We start from the raw sequence: 16,350 nt of genomic DNA on the forward strand, positions 1-16,350 counted from the left end.
AATCCCGGAACGGACGGGCCGGCAACGGCTGGAAGGCCCGTCGGACCTCCCGTTATGGTCGACGGGTGCGAACAATCATCATTTCCCCGCCCGCCGCCCGATAGCGGGCGGTCCTCTCTCCTGACAACCGGATCCGAGCGGTCCGGTGGGTGGCTGCCGCCCGCATACGCGCGGCCTGACGACAACCACTCATCTGGAGAGATCTTCCATGACGCATGTCTCCGTACGGCGGGGCCTGCTGTACGTGTCCGTCGCGGCGACCGCCTGGGGTACCGGCGGTGCCGCGGGGGCGCTGCTCCATCGGGCGAGCGGGCTCGGGCCCGTCTCGGTCTCGTTCTGGCGGTTCGCGGTCGGTGCGGCGACGCTGCTGCTGGCGTCCCGCCTCCTCGGCCTCGGACCGGCGTCCGGTCCCGGGCGTCCGTCCGGCCTCGGCCGACCGGCCGGTCTACAGCGGCTGTCCGCTCTCCGGCGGCTGTCCCAGCTGGGCCGACTGTCCGGTCTCCGACGGTTGTCCCAGCCCCGCAGGCTGTCCGGTCTCCGGCGGCTGTCCGAGCTCGGCCGGCTGTCCGGTCCCGGGCGGGTCGTGGTCACCGGGACGGCGATGGCCGTCTACCAGACGGCCTACTTCGCGGCGATCGCCGAATCCGGCCTGGCCGTGGCCACCGTGATCACGATGGGGGCCACGGCCGTCCTGGTGGCCACCGGCGCGCGCCTGCTGCTGCGCGAACGACTGGGCCCGGCCGGCGTGGGCTCCGTCGTGATCGCCCTGATCGGACTGGTCGCGCTGGCGCTCGACGGCGGCTCGGCCACCTTCTCCCTGCCCGGCATCGGCTGGGCGCTGCTGTCCGCGGCGGGCTACGCGGGCGTGACCCTGCTCAACCGGGCCGTCGCGGGCGAGCCGTACGCCACCACCGCGGGGAGCCTCGCCGTCGGCTGCCTCTGCCTGCTGCCGGTGGCACTGTCCCAGGGCCTGCTGCCGCTCGGCGACCCGATCACCTCCTCGGTGATCATCGTCTATCTGGGGACGATCCCGACGGCCGCGGCCTACGGGCTGTTCTTCGCCGGTCTGACGGCGGTGCGGGCCACGACGGCCACCGTGATCTCCCTCGTGGAGCCGGTCTGCGCGGCCGTCATCGGGGTGCTTCTCCTCGGCGAACGGCTGACCCCGCAGGCCGCCTGCGGATCGGCCCTGCTCCTGGCCGCCGTCGGGCTGCTCGCCCTCGACGAGAGAGGAGACGACCGGACGCGTGCCCGCCCCTCGCGCGAGAACCGGACGGGGGCATAGGAACGGGGCCGGTGCGGTCTCACGTCACGAGACCGCACCGGCCCGAGCACGGGGACAAGGACGGGGACGGGGACGGGATGGGGCCGCCCGAACGGGTCGGGTTCCGGCGGCGGACGACGGCGAGTCCGGCCGTGTCGGGATCGCGTCTCGCGACAGGGGATGCGGAATGATCCATCCGATCGGTACGGTGAGCCGAAGCCGGGGGCAGGCACCCAGGATCCGGCGTTTGGGAACGTGGGCCCTGAAACGGACGTTGGAGGGAACGTGGCCTCGATAACTCAGCTCATCAGACGATTCCTGGAGCGTCCCGGCTCGATCGATCTGGTCTCCTTCGAACGGACCGTGACGGCGGCCGGAGCCGAGGAGGACAGGCTCAAGGATCTCACCGAGCTGCCGAAGCCCTCGGTCGACGACCTGGTCGCCTTCTGCGCGGTCATGCGGGAGACCGCGCGCCGCACGCTGGACCTGCGGCCCTACGACGTGCAGCTGGTCGGCATGCTCGCCATGCTCTCCGGGAACGTCGCCGAGATGGCCACCGGCGAGGGCAAGACCCTGTCCGGCGCGATGGCCGCCGCCGGATACGCCCTGCAGGGCAAGCGGGTCCACGTGATCTCGGTCAACGACTACCTGGCCCAGCGGGACGCCGAGTGGATGGGCCCGCTGTACGAGGCGCTGGGCGTCTCGGTCGGCTGGATCGGCCAGACCTCCACGCCCGACGAGCGCAGGGCGGCCTACGCCAAGGACGTGACGTACGGTTCCGTCAGCGAGATCGGCTTCGACGTGCTCCGTGACCGGACCCGCGTCGACACGGCCGACCTGGTGGTGCCCGCGCCGGACGTGGCGCTGGTCGACGAGGCCGACTCGGTACTGGTCGACGAGGCCCGGGTGCCGCTGGTGCTCGCCGGCGCCACCGACCCCGGCGACGCGGTGCCGGAGATGGCGGCGCTGGTCCGCCAGCTGGTCAGGGGCTACCACTACGAGCTCGACGACCAGGCGCGCAACGTGCACCTGACGACCAAGGGCATCGACACCGTCGAGCAGGCGCTGGAGGTGAACCTCTACGACAGCCCCGGCACGCTGACCGAGGTCAACCTCGCCCTGCACGCGCACGCCCTGCTGACCAAGGACGTCGACTACATAGTCCGGGACGGCAAGGTCCACCTGATCAACCCGTCGCGGGGCCGGGTGGCGCTGTTGCAGCGCTGGCCGGACGGCCTGCAGGCCGCGGTCGAGGCCAAGGAGGCGCTGCCGCCCTCGGAGACCGGCGAGATCCTCGACTCGATCACCGTTCAAGGCCTGATCACCCGCTACCCGCAGAAGTGCGGCATGACCGGTACCGCGGTCGCGGTCGGCGACCAGCTCCGCGAGTTCTACGACCTCAAGGTCGCCGTGATCCCGCCCAACCGGCCGTGCGTGCGGGTCGACGCCCCCGACCGGCTGTTCGAGTACCGGATGGACAAGGACCGCGCCCTGGTCGAGGAGATCGTCGAGGTGCACGCGACGGGACGGCCGATCCTGGTCGGCACCCTGGACGTGGCCGAGTCGGAGCGGCTGTCGCTGACCCTGAGCGGCCGCGGCCTGGAGTGCGTGGTCCTCAACGCCAAGAACGACGCCGAGGAGGCCTCGATCATCGCCAGGGCCGGGGAGCTCGGCGTGATCACGGTCTCCACCCAGATGGCCGGGCGGGGCACCGACATCCGTCTCGGAGAGGGTGTGGAGGAGCTCGGCGGGCTGTACGTCATCGGCTCGGGACGCCACTCGAGCAGCCGCCTGGACGACCAGCTCCGCGGCCGCGCGGGACGTCAGGGAGACCCCGGCGGCTCGGTCTTCTTCGTGAGCGGCGAGGACGACCTGATCACGCACTACGTGGCCGACGAGTACGCCAGGGGCGTGCCGGACCACACCCTCGTCGGGCACGCCCAGCGCGTCGCCGAGGGCGTCGACATGGAGATCCACCGCAACACCTGGCGTTACACCCGGCTGCTCGAACAGCACCGGAGCCAGGTCCTCGACCTGCGTGACAAGGTCCTGCACGGACGCTCGGCGGGCCAGGCCCTCGCGTCGGCCTCGACGGAACGGTGGTCCTCGCTCGGGGAGACGGTGGAGGAGGAGACGCTGCACGAGGCCGCCCGGCAGATCGTGCTGTTCCACCTCGACCGGTCGTGGGCCGACCACCTGGCCTACCTGGCCGAACTGCGCGAGGGCATCCACCTGCGCGCGCTGGGCCGGCTGAGCCCGATCGACGAGTTCAACAAGGAGGCCAAGCCCGCCTACGAGCGCATGCTGGCCGAGATCGAGTCACGCTCGATCGAGACCTTCGAGACGGCCACGATCACCCCCGACGGCCTCGACCACGAGGAGGCGGGCGTCAAACGCCCGACCGCCACCTGGACGTACCTCGTGCAGGACAACCCCTTCGGCACCGAGTGGGAACGCATCCTCAACCGTCTGGTCACCAAGGTCCGCCGCCGCTGACCCGCCCGCGGGCCGTTCCCGCCGCCCGCCGCCGACCGCGCCCCGCGGGTCCGACGGCCGGCGGGTCCCGACGGCCGGCGGGCTTGGCCGGCGGTGCCATGTGCGTCCTGCCGGGGGCGTCACGACGCGCGTTATGTGAATGGTAATGGTTTTGCAAAGTTGATCCCGTTATCGTGATATTTGTGACCACCACCAGCGCGTCCCGCCCCGTCGGTGAACTGCTGCGCCAGTGGCGGGAACGTCGGCGGATGAGTCAGATGGACCTCGCGATCCAGGCGAACATCTCCACCAGGCACCTCAGCTTCGTGGAGACGGGCCGCTCCAAGCCGAGCCGGGAGATGATCCTGCACCTCGCCGAGGAGCTCGAACTACCGCTGCGTGAGCGCAACCACCTGCTGCTCTCCGGCGGGTTCGCACCGGTCTACGCGGAGACACCGCTCAACTCCCCGCAGATGGCGTCGGTCAGGGAGGCGCTGGGCCAGGTGCTGAGCGGGCACGGGCCGTACCCGGCGGTGGTCGTGGACCAGCGCTGGAACCTGGTCGACCGCAACCCCGCCACCGGCCTTCTGCTGCGGGGAGTGGCCCCCGAACTGCTCGTCCCGCCGGTCAACGTGCTCCGGCTCAGCCTGCACCCCAAGGGGATGGCCCAGCGGATCATCAACCTGGGCGAGTGGCGGGCCCACCTGCTACACCGGTTGCGTCGTCAGATCAGCCTCACCGCCGACCCCGACCTGGCCGCGCTCTGGCGCGAACTGGACGACTACCCCTGTGACCAGCCCGAACCCGAGATAGAACGGCCGGGCCCCGGCGACATCGTGGTCCCGCTGCGGCTGCGACGCGGCTACCGGGAACTCGCCTTCTTCAGCACGATGGCCACCTTCGGCACCCCGCTGGACATCACGGTCGCCGAACTGGCCATCGAGGCCTACTTCCCGGCCAACCCCGAGACGGCCGCCTACCTGCAGCACCAGCACCACCCGGACTGACCGTGCGCCCCGGCCGACGCTCCCGGCCAAGCGCCCGTCCCCGGAGACCACCGGGGACGGGCGCGAACCGGCCCGCGCGGCGGAGCGGGGTACGGCGCCGCCGTACCCCGCCCTGTCAGCGTGCGGACCTGACCCTGCCGAGCACGACGTCGAGCACGAGGAAGGCCAGCAGGGAGATCCCGAGCAGCGGGAGGAAGATCCCCACGGCGACCACGGCGACGGCCAGGAGCGCCACCGGCGGCCAGGGCAGCCGCCGCAGGCCGCCCCGCCCGTAGGGGGCGCCGAAACCGCGGACCGGACCGCGCAGCCACCACATCCGGTAGCCCAGCACGATGACGGACACCAGCCCCGCGGCCAGCGCGGCCAGGAGGATCTGGTTGGGCAGGCCGAACAGCAGCCCCATGTGACCGTCGATGCCCCAGCGGGTGAGCTTGGCGCCGATCGGGAAGTCGTCGAAGCGCAGCACGCCGACGACCTGCCCGCCGAGCGAGTCGACCGCCACCTGGTCGTTGCGCTGGGGCCAGGTACGGTCCATCTCCTTGACGACGTAGGCGCCACCGGGCTCGGCGGGCCAGGTGATCTCCAGTGGCCCGGACAACCCCTCGGCCGCCGCGGCCCTGACGACCTGGTCGACGCCGACAGGGGTGGCGGAGCGTTGGGCACCGGAACGGACGCCGGAGTGAGCCGAGTGGTCCCCGGACGAGGCGGGCGGCGTGGAGGGAGGAGTGACGGGTGTCGCGATGGACGTCGAGGTGGACAGGGACGGGGTCGACCAGCCCAGCGCGCCCTGGAGCACGTCGACGTTCCCTCCCGCGTACTTCGACCAGGTCAGGCCGGTGGCCGACAGGAAGAGCAGGCCGAGCACCGCCCACAGGCCGACCGAGCCGTGCCAGGACAGCGCTCGCCGAATGCCGGTGACCCCGCGTTCGGGCACGAGCGCGCCGCGCAGGCGGCGTCCCTGCCTGCGGCGGCGGCTCAGCCACAGCACCAGTCCGCCGAGGGCGACGACCCACAGCCAGCTCGCGGCCAGTTCGCTGTAGATCCGTCCCGGCTCGCCCAGATGCAGGTTCCGGTGCAGGCCGGAGATCCAGGTGCGCACCGGCAGGGCGCCCGAGCTCCCGTAGCTCTCCATCGCTCCCCGGATCTCGCCGGTGCCGGGGTGGACGAAGACCGCCAGCCGGGTGCTGTCCGCCATTCCCGGCACGTCGAGCAGGACCCGGGTGGTCTCCCCCGGTTCGGCGGCGGGCCGTACGGCGGCGACGGTTCCCTCGGGGCGCGCCGCCTGGGCCGCCGCGACCTGCTGGGACAGCGTGAGCCCCGCCGCCCCCTGGGCCGGGACCGTCAGCTCGTGGGCGTAGACCAGCCTCTCCAGCTGGAAGGAGGCCGCGTACAGCAGGCCGCTCGTCGCCGCGACGAGCAGGAAGGGGGCGACGAGGATCCCGGCGTAGAAGTGCAGGCGGAGCAGGAGCGACCGCAGGGCGGGCCAGGTACGGGAGGCCGCCGGAGGAGGCGGGGACGGCTCGGCGGCCGGCTGGATCTCGACGTCGGACGTCATGAGAGGTTCTCCGTTCACGGGAGGGCGCGCACGCGGACGGGCACGCCGCGACCCCGGCTGGGGGACATTCGGACCGCGGACCGGGAACGCCGACGGACTCGTGCCGGCCCGGAGGGCGGGGGCGCGGCCGTGGATCGGCGCACGTCACCCCTGGCGGAAAGTCCGGAGGACACGCGCGAACGGATGGCGGATACGCGTCACTCCGGTGGACCCGGTCAATCGGCACAGCCGATCAACCGGCGGAATCGGTCAACCGGTGGGCAGGTCAACCGGTGAAGTCGTCACACGATCGTCGTATGGTCGCGGAGATCCGGGCAGGACGGCTCCTGAGCGCGTACGGTTCCCGGTCGAACGACTCCGATCAGGCGACGGAGAGCGCCTCCGGCGGCCCGCGCCGGGAGACGGCCGCCGCGAGCAGCCGGGTGACGGAAAGGACTCGGCCGTCGTCGTGGACGGGCGAGGTGACGCGGGGGACGGCGGGAACCCGCCACACCAGGAGGGTGAGCACCGATGCGACGAGCAGGTGCAGGAGCGTGGCCAGGGCCGATTCCCCGCGCTCCAGCCAGTAGGCCGACAGCGACGCCAGCGCGACGTGCACCAGCAGCATGGACAGGCCGCCGCCGTGCCGGTGCTCGAACAGCACCGGCTGCGCGACCGCACCGGCGGAGAACCAGGTGTGCAGGCCGTACTGCGTGACGAAACTCGCGCCCATCAGCATGCCGAACCCGCGCTGCCGCCGGGCGAGGACGAACGCCCCCATCCCGGTCAGCGGTAGCGCACCCACCAGGACGCCCGGCGACACCGGGCCGCCTCCGGCGAGCATGTGCATGACCGCCGACACCATCACGCAGACGACCGCGAAGACCGCGGCGCGCACGAGGCGGAAGGCATGCATGAGGCAATGGTGACAGAAAGCGGCGAAAGCACCAGTCCTCTTCGGCAACGGGAACGGCTCGCGGAGCCGTTCCGGTCCACTCCGGAACGTCGCCGCGGACGGCGCGAAAGGCGAGTGCTGAGACATCGCCGCGGACAACGCGAAACGGCGAGTCCCGGGACATCGCCGCGGACGGCCCGAGAGACGGAAAGAACGCTCCGTCCTTCTTCGAGCGTCGTCCCTGTCCTTCTTCGGGCGTCGTCCCTGTCCGGAGGCCGAGGCGCTCGGCGACCCGCCCTCCGAAAACGTCCGGCCCCTTCGAAGAGGTGCGATCCCTTCGAAGGGGCCGGACGGCTTCCGCCGCCTGTTCATCCGGCTCCGGTGATCACCCGATCAGCTTGGCGATCTCCGGGTCGACGGCGTCCGCGACGGTGATCCTGCGGCCGATGAGGCCGTTGGCGTGGAAGAGGTCGGCGGCGCGCTGCTGCTCGGCGACGAACTCGTCGGTCAGCGGGTGCAGCCCGAAGGGGCGCTTGCGCAGGGCGTTCTCCCAGTGGTCGACGTCGCCGCCGTCGTCGGCCGCGAACAGTTCGGCCGCCTCGTGGTAGTTCTCCTGGATCCAGGCGTCGGACTCCTGGAGCGCGGCGACGATCGCGGCGAGCTGCTCGGGGTGCTTGTCGGCGAAGTCACGCCGGGTGAACCAGAGCGAGCGGTGGCTGAACAGCCCGTCGGTCGCGACCAGCTCGCGGACGGGCGCCTGCGCCTCGACCTTGCTGAGCGAGGGGTAGGAGCCGACCCACGCGTCCACCTCACCGTTGAGCAACAGCTCGCCCGCGTCGGTTCCGGCGTCGACGGGGACGATGTCCTTCCAGGTCAGCCCCGCCTTGTCCAGCGCGAACAGCAGCAGCGTGGTCTGCCACGAACCGTGCCCGAGGGCGACGCGCCTCCCCTTGAGGTCCTCCAGGGAGGTGATCGGCGAGTCGGCCTTCACGACCAGCCTGCCGTTCTCGTGGCGGGAGCCGGACACCGCGACGTACACGATGTCGTGCCCCTTGCCCTGGGCGGTGACCGGCGGCGTCGAGCCGGTGCCGATGAAGTCGTAGCCGCCGTCGAAGAGGTGGTCGCCGTGGACCGAGGGCAGCCCGTCGGTCGGCGCGGGGGCGTCGCCTGCCGGGAGGCTGCGCAGGTCCACCCACTCGACGTCGGGGATCGCACGCTCCAGGATGCCCCGGTGACGCAGCACCCACAGGGAGTTGTTGTGGGGGAAATAACCGACTCGGATGCTCATGAGGACGTTCCTTCCAGTAGTGATGAACCGGTCAGTGATGGATCGCCGGTGATGAACCGGCCAGAGGTGAACCGGTCAGGTGTGAATCGGCCAGGGGTGAGCCGACGCGGAGGTCGTGGCCGCGCAGCAGCGGCAGGACGTTCTCGCCGACCCGGTAGGCCTCCTCCAGGTGCGGCACGCCCGCCAGGATGAACGCGCCGACACCGAGGCCGATCAGCTCGTCGAGCCGTTCCGCGACCTGCTCGTAGCTGCCGACCAGGCCGAACGCGGGCCCGCCTCGCAGCAGGTGGAAGCCGCCCCACACGTTGGGCGTGACCTCCAGGTCGCGGTGACCGTTGATGGCTCCGGTGACGAACGACTGGCTGCGCTGCCAGCCGATGGAGTCGCCGGTGGCGCCGCGAAGCACGGTGGGGTCGATGTTGTCCCAGCCCCGGCGGATCTCGTCCCAGGCCTCCTCCTCGGTCTCGCGCGCCAGCACGTCGATCCGGACCGCGAACTTGGGCGCGCGGTCGCTGTTGGCTCTGACCTGTTCGAACTTCTCGGTGAGCGCGTGGAACGGTTCCAGCCACGACAGGTAGTAGTCCGCGTGCCGCCCGGCCGCGTCGATGGCCGCCTTGGACGAGCCGGAGAAGTAGATCTCCGGGAACGGCTGCCCGGTCAGTTCCGGGGGCAGCCCCGCCCCCTCGACCCGGTAGAAGCGGCCGTCGAAGTCGAACGGCCCGCCCTCCCAGACGCCTTTGAGCACGTCGAGGAACTCCGAGGTGCGGGCGTAGCGGTCGTCGTGGTCGACCTTGTCTCCCCACCAGAGCTGGTCGGGGCCGCCTCCCCCGGAGATGATGTTGTAGACGACCCGCCCGCCGGTGACCCGCTGCAGGCTGGCCGACATGCGCGCGGCCTGCACCGGGTGGAGGAATCCCGGCTGGAAGGCGATCATGAACCGGTAGGTCGTCGTCTCCCGGGCCAGGGTGGCCGCCGTCGCCCACGGATCGTCGGTGTTCGGGAACGACGGGAGCAGCCCGCCGACGAAACCGGAGACCTCCGAGGCCCTGGCGACGTCTCCCATGTGCTCGACGTAGCTGTAGTCGTCACGTCGCCCGTGGCGGATGCCGGGGGCCAGGCTGCCCGGCACCACCGGCGCCCACTCCCCCCGGCTGGCGACCCGTTCGCGGAGCGACGGCTGGTCGCCGTGCGTCCCGATCCGCCAGTAGACGTCAACGGACATGGGCGTCCTCCTTCACCAGTAGCGGGAGCAGCCGCTCGCCCAGGCGGTAGGTCTCCTCGATGTACGGCGCCGCCTCCAGGAAGAAGGCGCCGACGCCCCGGTCGACGTAGTCCCTGATTCCGGCGGCGACGGTCTCGAACGATCCGACCAGCCCGCCGCGCCCCCCGGCCCCCTCCGGGCCGAAGCCGCCCCACAGCCGGGTCCGCGGGTCCGGATCGGGGAAGGCCCCGGCCGTACCGCCCGCACGCGACCACAGGCGGCGCGCCGCCCGCCATGCCTCGTCGTCGTCGTCCCTGGCCAGCACCGGCAGGCGCAGGCCGTACGTGACGCCGGGGAGTTCGGCGGCCTCGATGTCGTCCTCGGGGTCGAAGACGTGGACGTCCGCGTGACGCGCGGACAGCTCCAGCGCCTCCTTCGAGGTTCCCGAGAGGTGGATCCGGGGGAACGTCCTGCCCGCCAGCGGCGACAGGAAGCCTCCGGCGAGCACCTGGTAGAAGCGCCCCTCGTAGGTGTAGCCCTCCTCGGACCAGACGCCCTTGGCGACGGTGAGGAACTCCTCGGCCCGTTCGTACCGCGCCGCGCCCTCCAGGAAGTCGCCCTGGGATCGGGCGACCGCCGGGTCGAGGTCGACGTCGATCCACCAGTCGAGCCGGTCACCGGAGAAGCGCTGCAGCGAGGCGGAGATTTTGGCCGCGTAGACGGGGGTGGCGATGCCGGGGTGGAATCCGGCGACCGCACGCAGCCAGCGGCTGCGCCGGAGCAGTCCCGCCGCGACGACCAACGACTCCTCGCCGTACGGGTCGAAGGGGGCCAGCGCGCCGTCGAAGGCCGCGATCTCGGCGGCCCTGCCCGCCTGCGCCAGGTGGTCGAAGGGGCCGAAGGCCGCCCGGGGATCGGTGACGAAGGCCGGGAAGTCCGGCCGGGTGCCGCGGCCGCCGTTCCCCCGGCTGGGGAGCGTGATGTGGAAGGTGGCCATCAGACCGTCACCCTGTCCTGGCCGGCATCCCGGTCGGCGAGCAGTTCCCTCGCGGTGGCCAGCGGCTCGTGCGCCACCCAGGCGTCGAGGTCGACGTCGGCCGCGAGGAAACCGTGGACCAGCAGGAAGTCCTTCTGGACCCGCAGCAGTTCCAGGCGTTCCGGCGACAGGTCGGGGTGGAGGGTGCGGTGGAAGTCGCCCCGGTAGGCGGTGGTGACGCCGTCGGCCCCCGAGCGGGTCTCGGCGGCCAGGATGTCGCGGACCGCCTCCAGGTTGCCCGCCGCCCAGTCGGCGGCGCGCAGCGTCTGGGCCAGGAAGGCGGCCACCAGGTCCGGGTGGTCGGCGAGCAGGTCCTCGTGCACGGTGATCGGCCGCGGGGTGCCGTTGTTGACGCGGGTACGGCGGTCCGGGTGCGCGTCCAGGTCGACGGCGACCACGGCGCCGATCTCCCTGGCCTGGTCGGCGGAGCGCGCGCCCTTGACGTAGATCGCATCGACCTCGCCGTCGGCCAGTTCCCTGATGCCGGGCCAGGACCAGGCCCGGCCGGCCGCGCCCCGCCCGACGTCGGACGCCGGCTGCTCGACCTCCACGAACGTCACGTCGTCGAAGCCGAGCCCGGCCTGGGAGAGCGCGCCCTTGATCCCGTGCAGGGCCATCGCCCTGGGGAAGCTCCGCGCCCGCGTCTCCGCCCACTTCGGCAGCGCGATCCGCGCGCCGCGCAGCCCCGCCGCGCCGGTGATGCCCGACTCCGGACGGACCAGGACGGACTGCCACTCCTCGATCCAGGTCAGCCCGATCAGCCGGGTCCTCGCCCCCTCGGAGAGGGCGGCCAGCGCGGGAACGTTCCCGCCCTCGCGGAACAGCCCGAGGAGCCGGTGGTCGAAGTGGTGCTCGGCCAGCTCGGGTCCCGCGTCCTGCAGAACGCCGACCTCGCCGAACTCCTCGTTGAGCCAGCCCAGGTTGTGGGCCAGGCCGCTGGCGGTGGGAACCGGGCAGCGAGTGAACCAGATCTTGTCGATCGTTGACACGTGCACTCCTCTGTACTGCTCTGTACTGCGCCTGTGTGCCGCGCTGTCGCGCGAAGGCTCTGTGGTGTGGGTGAGGGCCGCGGGGGTGAGGTCCCCGGGCTCGCGTCAGTGCGCGGCGGCGACACCGAGGTGGGACAGGAACAGCCGCCGGTGGGCGATGAAGGCCGGGTCGCTGCGGTCACGCGGGTGCGGAAGGTCGATCGGCCGCTCGACCGCGAAGGACCCGTGGCGCAGGACCACGATCCGGTCCGCCAGCCGTACGGCCTCGTCGACGTCGTGCGTGACGAGCACGACGGCGGGGCGGTGCCGTTCGCACAGCTCGGCGACGAGTTCCTGCATCTGAAGCCGGGTCAGCGCGTCGAGCGCGGCGAACGGCTCGTCGAGGAGCAGCAGCTCGGGGTCGCGGACGAGCGCCCTGGCCAGCGCGACCCGTTGCGCCTCCCCGCCGGAGAGCGTCGCGGGCCACGCTCGGCCGTGCCCCTCCAGACCGACCTCCGCCAGCGCGGCGAGCCCGGCGTCGCGAGCCGAGCGGGGCAGCCCGAGGGTGACGTTGGCCAGCACCCTGCGGGCCTGGACCAGGCGTGGTTCCTGGTAGACGGTCGTACGGCGGCGCGGGGCGAGAACGGTTCCCGCGTCGGGGAGTTCGAGACCGGCGAGGATGCGCAGCAGCGTGGTCTTGCCGGTGCCGCTCGGTCCGAGCAGGACGAAGAACTCCCCGCGCCGGATCTCCAGGTCGATCCCGTCCAGGACGGTCTTGGAGCCGAACGCCTTGCGCAGTCCCCTGATGCTGACGGCGGTGTCCGCCGAGACGACGCTCATCGGGCCGCCACCTGTCCGCGCCAGGGCATGGCCAGCCGCTCGACGCCCCGGATGGCCAGGTCGATCAGCAGGCCGAGCACCGCGTAGATCACGATGCACAGGACCATGTAGTCGGTGCGGTAGTACTGCTGGGCGAGGGTGACGAGATAGCCGATCCCCTCCGTGGCGCCGATCTGCTCGGCGGCGATCAGGCCGGTGAGCGAGACCGACAGGCAGATGCGCAGGGCCATCAGGATGTTCGGCAGCGCGATCGGGATGATCACCCCGAAGGCGAGCCGGGCACCGGTGAGCCCGAACCCCCGGGCCGCCTCGACGGTCTTGCGGTCCACGCCGCGGACGCCGAGATAGGTGTAGGCGTACATCGGGCCGGCCGCGGCGACCGCGATCAGAACCACCTTGAACGTCTCCTCGACGCCGAACCAGGAGATGAACAGCGGGACCAGGGCCAGGAAGGGCACGGCCCGCTTCATCTGCATGGTCGGGTCGACCAGTTCCTCGCCCAGGGCGGACAGTCCCGCGACCACGCCGAGCAGGAGGCCGACGCCGCCGCCGGTGAGCACCCCCAGCCCGGCGCGCTGGGCGGAGGCCAGCAGGTAGTCGCCGAGCTGCCCGGTGGCGACCAGCTCGCCCAGGGCTCCGACGACGGCGCCGGGACCGGCGAGGATCTCCGCAGAGACGGCCCCGGAGGCCGTGCCGTACCACCAGGCGGCGAGCAGGAGCAGCGGGACCAGGAGGCGGACGGCGGTCGAGACGGCGGGGTGGCGTCTGCGGGAGCCCAGGTAGCGGGGCGGTTCGAGGGCCGTACGCCCTTTCCCTCCCGCCGGGTCTTCGCCTTCCTCTTTCACCGGGTTCCCTCCCCGGCCTCTTCCCGCCGGATCCTCCTGCCGGTTCCCGGTCGCCGCCGGTTCCCCGTCCCGGCTCCCGGCCGCCGGCTCTCCGCCCTGGCGCGGGACCCGCCCGCCCGGGACCGCCCCGCTCCGAATCTCCTGTTCCGGGGCGTCGTCCTGCACGGACGCGGGGGCGCCCCCGGGAATCCTGTCGAGTGTCATGCGGCCGGCTTGAGGGTGAAGATGACGTCTTCCGGGTTCACGGCGGTGGGCAGCACGCCGTACTTCTGGAAGATCCCGGCCACGTCGGTCACGTATGAGGCGTCGGCGGGGGTGGCCGAGCGCGGGATGTTCGCGTATCTCGACTTGGCGTTCTCCTCCTCCAGCCGGGGGCCCGACAGGGCGGTCGGCCCCTGGGTGAGGAAGACGTTCTGGAACCTGCCGGGGTTCTGCCTGGCCTCCTCGGTGAGCTCCTGAAGGACCTTGAGGTAGACGCGGACCACCTCGGGATGCTCGGTGAGCAGCTCGGTCCGGGCGGCCTGCATGTTCAGGTCCCGGTCCTTGAGGTCACGCCCGTGGACGACGACCCGCGCGCCCTTCGCCACCACCTCCGGGTAGGCCCGCACGATCGCCCACCAGGCGTCCACCTTGCCGGTCGCGAAGGCCGAGGCGCCCTGGTCGGGGTTGAGGTAGACCCGCTTGACCTGGTCGGCCGGGATCCCCGCCTCCTGCAGGGCCAGCAGCAGCAGGTACTCGCCGCGACCGCCCTTGTTGACCGCGACCTGCTTGCCGACCAGGTCCTTGACCGTCTTGATCGGGCTGTCGGGCTTGACGACGAGCCCGTCGGTCTGCGGCGCGGCCGGGTCGGTCACCGGGTCGGTGACCGAGAAGATCTTGATGTCCTTGCCGCTGACGAGGTAGCCGAGGACCGGTGAGATCGCCCCCTCCAGCACGTTGATCGATCCGGAGCGTACGGCGTCGACGGTGGCGGTGAAGGAGGCGTACGACCCGCCCCACTGGACCGTGGCCCCCACCTCGGCCAGCCGCTTCTCCAGGATTCCCTCCTTCTTGGCCACCGCCAGCGGCCCCGAGTTCCCCGGATCCTTGATCTTGAGTACGGCCCCGCCCTTGCTTCCGGCGCCCCCGGCCGCCGCCGCTGCCGTCCTGCCGGCGCCCGTGCCCCCGCAGGCGGCGGTGAGGGCGGTGAGCGAGAGCGCCGCGACCACGAGCGCGGCGCGCGTCCGTCGACGAGATGTCCACATGATGGGTGACCCCTTTGGAAGATCGAGAGGTGAAGGCACGCGCACACCCGACGTGGCGAGGGCGCGCGGAAACGGCGACGCGCGGGACGACGACGGTGGCGGCGCGCGCGTAAGAGAGAGAAGACGGAGAAGGGAGAGCGGAGAACGAAGGGCTCGACCGGCCCGACAAGGCTCAACGCGGGAGGAGACGGAGCGCGCTCACGGACAGAGGCTGCTGTCCAGACGCATGAGATCGACGACCCGCCGAAGGGTCAGGGGGACTTGCGACACATTTCCTATATTTCAGGTAGGTTTAGTACACGTCAAGTCGCATCCCGCATGGTGGCATAGATCTCGGAGCACCGGGCCGAGCCGGGCCGGCCCGGAACACAGAACGCCCGCGGCGCCGAAGCGCCGCGGGCGAAGCGCGGACCTTCACCGCGGGCGACCCTCGAACCTTCCCGGCAGGCGACTCGCGAACCTTCCCGCAGGCGACTCGCGAACCCTTCCGCGGGTGACTCGCGAACCTTTCCGGAACGCCGGAACGCGACGGCGCCGGCGTAGGTCGCCGACGCGGGTCATCGATGTGGGTCAGGCGGCCCTGCGGTAGGAGGCGAACCGGTCGAGCAGGCCCTCGGGCGCGTCGTCGCGGAAGCAGATGGCGAGATTGTCGGCCGACTCGGCCGCGGCGGCCTCCCCGCGCGGGAACAGCGCCCGCTCGTAGGCGGTGAGCGCGGCCTCGACGTCGCCGGGGTGCGCGGCGATGGCCTCGCCGAGTTCGGCTCCGTCGAGCATGGCGAGGTTGGCCCCCTCTCCGGCGAACGGGGACATCAGGTGGGCGGCGTCGCCGAGCAGGGTGACTCCGGGGACACGATCCCAGCGATGGCCGACCGGCAGGGCGTGGATGGGCCGGGGGATCAGCGCGCCGTCGGCGTCGGCGATCAGCGCCCGAAGGCTCTCGTCCCAGCCGGCGAAGTGCTCCAGCACGGCCGCCTTGGCGGCGTCGGCGTCGGCGTCGGTGAAGTCGATGCCGGAGATCCAGTTCTCGGGGACCCTGAGCGCGGTGTAGACGTGCAGGCTGTCATCGGGCTCGCGGTGGGCGAGGAAGCCCCTGCCCTCGCCGAGCGCGAAGAACATGCCGCCGCCGACCACGGCGGCGCTGCCGGGATGGCGGACGTCGGCGTCCAGCAGGTCCGCCTCGACGAAGGACACGCCGGAGTAGACGGGGACGGCGCCGGAGACCAGCGAGCGGATCCGGGACCAGGCGCCGTCCGCGCCGACCAGCAGGCCCGTGGTGAAGGTGGATCCGTCGGCGAGGGTCACCTCGTGGCGGCCCTCCCCCGACGGGCGCGCCCCGGTGACCTTCGCGCCCCAGCGGACGGTTCCCTCGGGCAACGCGCCGAGCAGGAGGTCGCGCAGCAGGCCGCGCTCGACCTCGGGGCGCCCGTGGCCGCCCTCGTCGGCCTCCTCCAGGCGGACGACGGCGTGCCTGTCGAGGACGCGCACGGCCTCGCCACCGGGGTGGACGAGCGCACGGAACTCCTGGTGGAGACCGGCGGCGCGCAGGGCGACTTGACCCGAGTCCTCGTGGATGTCGAGCATGCCGCCCTGAGCACGGGCGGACGGGGAGGCGTCCAGGTCGTAGACGGCGGCTTCGATGCCGTTGACGTGCAGAACCCGGGCGAGGGTGAGACCGCCGAGACCGGCGCCGACGATCGCGATGGGGTGGTGGAGGTTCAAGGTGTCGTCCTTCCAGTGAGAGAGCGCGGTGACG

The 16,350-nt window shown here is 71.9% G+C and carries 13 protein-coding genes; 3 read left to right on the plus strand and 10 right to left on the minus strand.

Going from position 1 to position 16,350, the window contains the following annotated elements:
* Positions 1 to 208 precede the first annotated feature (208 nt).
* The 3 genes from AB0N02_RS28490 to AB0N02_RS28500 all read left to right on the plus strand — a co-directional run bounded on the left by AB0N02_RS28490 (position 209) and on the right by AB0N02_RS28500 (position 4,746).
* On the plus strand, positions 209 to 1,285 hold the full coding sequence (locus tag AB0N02_RS28490; RefSeq protein WP_363952657.1) for an EamA family transporter: 1,077 nt from the start codon (positions 209 to 211) through the stop codon (positions 1,283 to 1,285).
* 264 nt (positions 1,286 to 1,549) lie between these two features.
* Entirely contained in the window at positions 1,550 to 3,760 is a 2,211-nt protein-coding gene (secA2, locus tag AB0N02_RS28495) for an accessory Sec system translocase SecA2 (RefSeq protein ID WP_363952659.1), read from the plus strand.
* Positions 3,761 to 3,942: 182 nt separating this feature from the next.
* On the plus strand, positions 3,943 to 4,746 hold the full coding sequence (locus AB0N02_RS28500; protein WP_363952661.1) for a helix-turn-helix transcriptional regulator: 804 nt from the start codon (positions 3,943 to 3,945) through the stop codon (positions 4,744 to 4,746).
* Positions 4,747 to 4,861: 115 nt separating this feature from the next.
* Here the strand turns inward: AB0N02_RS28500 and AB0N02_RS28505 are convergent, their stop codons facing one another.
* The 10 genes from AB0N02_RS28505 to AB0N02_RS28550 form a co-directional block, all read right to left on the minus strand.
* Complete coding sequence (locus AB0N02_RS28505; RefSeq protein WP_363952663.1) at positions 4,862 to 6,301, minus strand: PepSY domain-containing protein; 1,440 nt, start codon at positions 6,299 to 6,301, stop codon at positions 4,862 to 4,864.
* Positions 6,302 to 6,662: 361 nt separating this feature from the next.
* Positions 6,663 to 7,196, minus strand: a complete 534-nt coding sequence (locus tag AB0N02_RS28510; RefSeq protein WP_363952665.1) for a hypothetical protein — start codon at positions 7,194 to 7,196, stop codon at positions 6,663 to 6,665.
* 364 nt (positions 7,197 to 7,560) lie between these two features.
* Positions 7,561 to 8,463: an aliphatic sulfonate ABC transporter substrate-binding protein gene (locus AB0N02_RS28515; protein ID WP_363952667.1), complete on the minus strand. Its 903-nt coding sequence runs from the start codon at positions 8,461 to 8,463 to the stop codon at positions 7,561 to 7,563.
* A 31-nt stretch (positions 8,464 to 8,494) separates the two neighbouring features.
* Positions 8,495 to 9,685, minus strand: a complete 1,191-nt coding sequence (locus tag AB0N02_RS28520) for an LLM class flavin-dependent oxidoreductase (protein WP_363952669.1) — start codon at positions 9,683 to 9,685, stop codon at positions 8,495 to 8,497.
* The gene (locus tag AB0N02_RS28525; RefSeq protein WP_363952671.1) at positions 9,675 to 10,661 is read right to left on the minus strand and encodes an LLM class flavin-dependent oxidoreductase; all 987 of its coding nucleotides are present in this window, start codon (positions 10,659 to 10,661) and stop codon (positions 9,675 to 9,677) included. Before AB0N02_RS28525 ends, AB0N02_RS28520 begins: the two co-directional genes overlap by 11 nt.
* Positions 10,661 to 11,689 carry an ABC transporter substrate-binding protein gene (locus AB0N02_RS28530; protein WP_363952673.1) on the minus strand — a complete coding sequence of 343 codons (1,029 nt, stop codon included), beginning with the start codon at positions 11,687 to 11,689 and terminating at the stop codon, positions 10,661 to 10,663. Before AB0N02_RS28530 ends, AB0N02_RS28525 begins: the two co-directional genes overlap by 1 nt.
* 105 nt (positions 11,690 to 11,794) lie before the next feature.
* Complete coding sequence (locus AB0N02_RS28535) at positions 11,795 to 12,508, minus strand: ABC transporter ATP-binding protein (protein ID WP_363952675.1); 714 nt, start codon at positions 12,506 to 12,508, stop codon at positions 11,795 to 11,797.
* Entirely contained in the window at positions 12,505 to 13,353 is an 849-nt protein-coding gene (locus tag AB0N02_RS28540) for an ABC transporter permease (protein ID WP_363952677.1), read from the minus strand. The genes AB0N02_RS28535 and AB0N02_RS28540 overlap by 4 nt, the downstream gene beginning before the upstream one ends.
* Positions 13,354 to 13,553: 200 nt before the next feature.
* Positions 13,554 to 14,597 carry an NrtA/SsuA/CpmA family ABC transporter substrate-binding protein gene (locus AB0N02_RS28545; protein ID WP_363952679.1) on the minus strand — a complete coding sequence of 348 codons (1,044 nt, stop codon included), beginning with the start codon at positions 14,595 to 14,597 and terminating at the stop codon, positions 13,554 to 13,556.
* Positions 14,598 to 15,167: 570 nt separating this feature from the next.
* Positions 15,168 to 16,316, minus strand: coding sequence for an NAD(P)/FAD-dependent oxidoreductase (locus tag AB0N02_RS28550; RefSeq protein ID WP_363952681.1), 1,149 nt, complete (start codon positions 16,314 to 16,316; stop codon positions 15,168 to 15,170).
* Positions 16,317 to 16,350 lie beyond the last annotated feature (34 nt).

The sequence above is a fragment of the Streptosporangium sp. NPDC051022 genome (assembly GCF_040683035.1).
Taxonomy (GTDB): domain Bacteria; phylum Actinomycetota; class Actinomycetes; order Streptosporangiales; family Streptosporangiaceae; genus Streptosporangium.

Bases quoted from the DNA above. Each gene is read 5' to 3' on its own strand.
- AB0N02_RS28490 (WP_363952657.1), top strand. From the start codon at position 209: ATGACGCATGTCTCCGTACGGCGGGGCCTGCTGTACGTGTCCGTCGCG.
- AB0N02_RS28505 (WP_363952663.1), bottom strand. From the start codon at position 6,301: ATGACGTCCGACGTCGAGATCCAGCCGGCCGCCGAGCCGTCCCCGCCT.
- AB0N02_RS28510 (WP_363952665.1), bottom strand. From the start codon at position 7,196: ATGCATGCCTTCCGCCTCGTGCGCGCCGCGGTCTTCGCGGTCGTCTGC.
- AB0N02_RS28515 (WP_363952667.1), bottom strand. From the start codon at position 8,463: ATGAGCATCCGAGTCGGTTATTTCCCCCACAACAACTCCCTGTGGGTG.
- AB0N02_RS28520 (WP_363952669.1), bottom strand. From the start codon at position 9,685: ATGTCCGTTGACGTCTACTGGCGGATCGGGACGCACGGCGACCAGCCG.
- AB0N02_RS28525 (WP_363952671.1), bottom strand. From the start codon at position 10,661: ATGGCCACCTTCCACATCACGCTCCCCAGCCGGGGGAACGGCGGCCGC.
- AB0N02_RS28535 (WP_363952675.1), bottom strand. From the start codon at position 12,508: ATGAGCGTCGTCTCGGCGGACACCGCCGTCAGCATCAGGGGACTGCGC.
- AB0N02_RS28545 (WP_363952679.1), bottom strand. From the start codon at position 14,597: ATGTGGACATCTCGTCGACGGACGCGCGCCGCGCTCGTGGTCGCGGCG.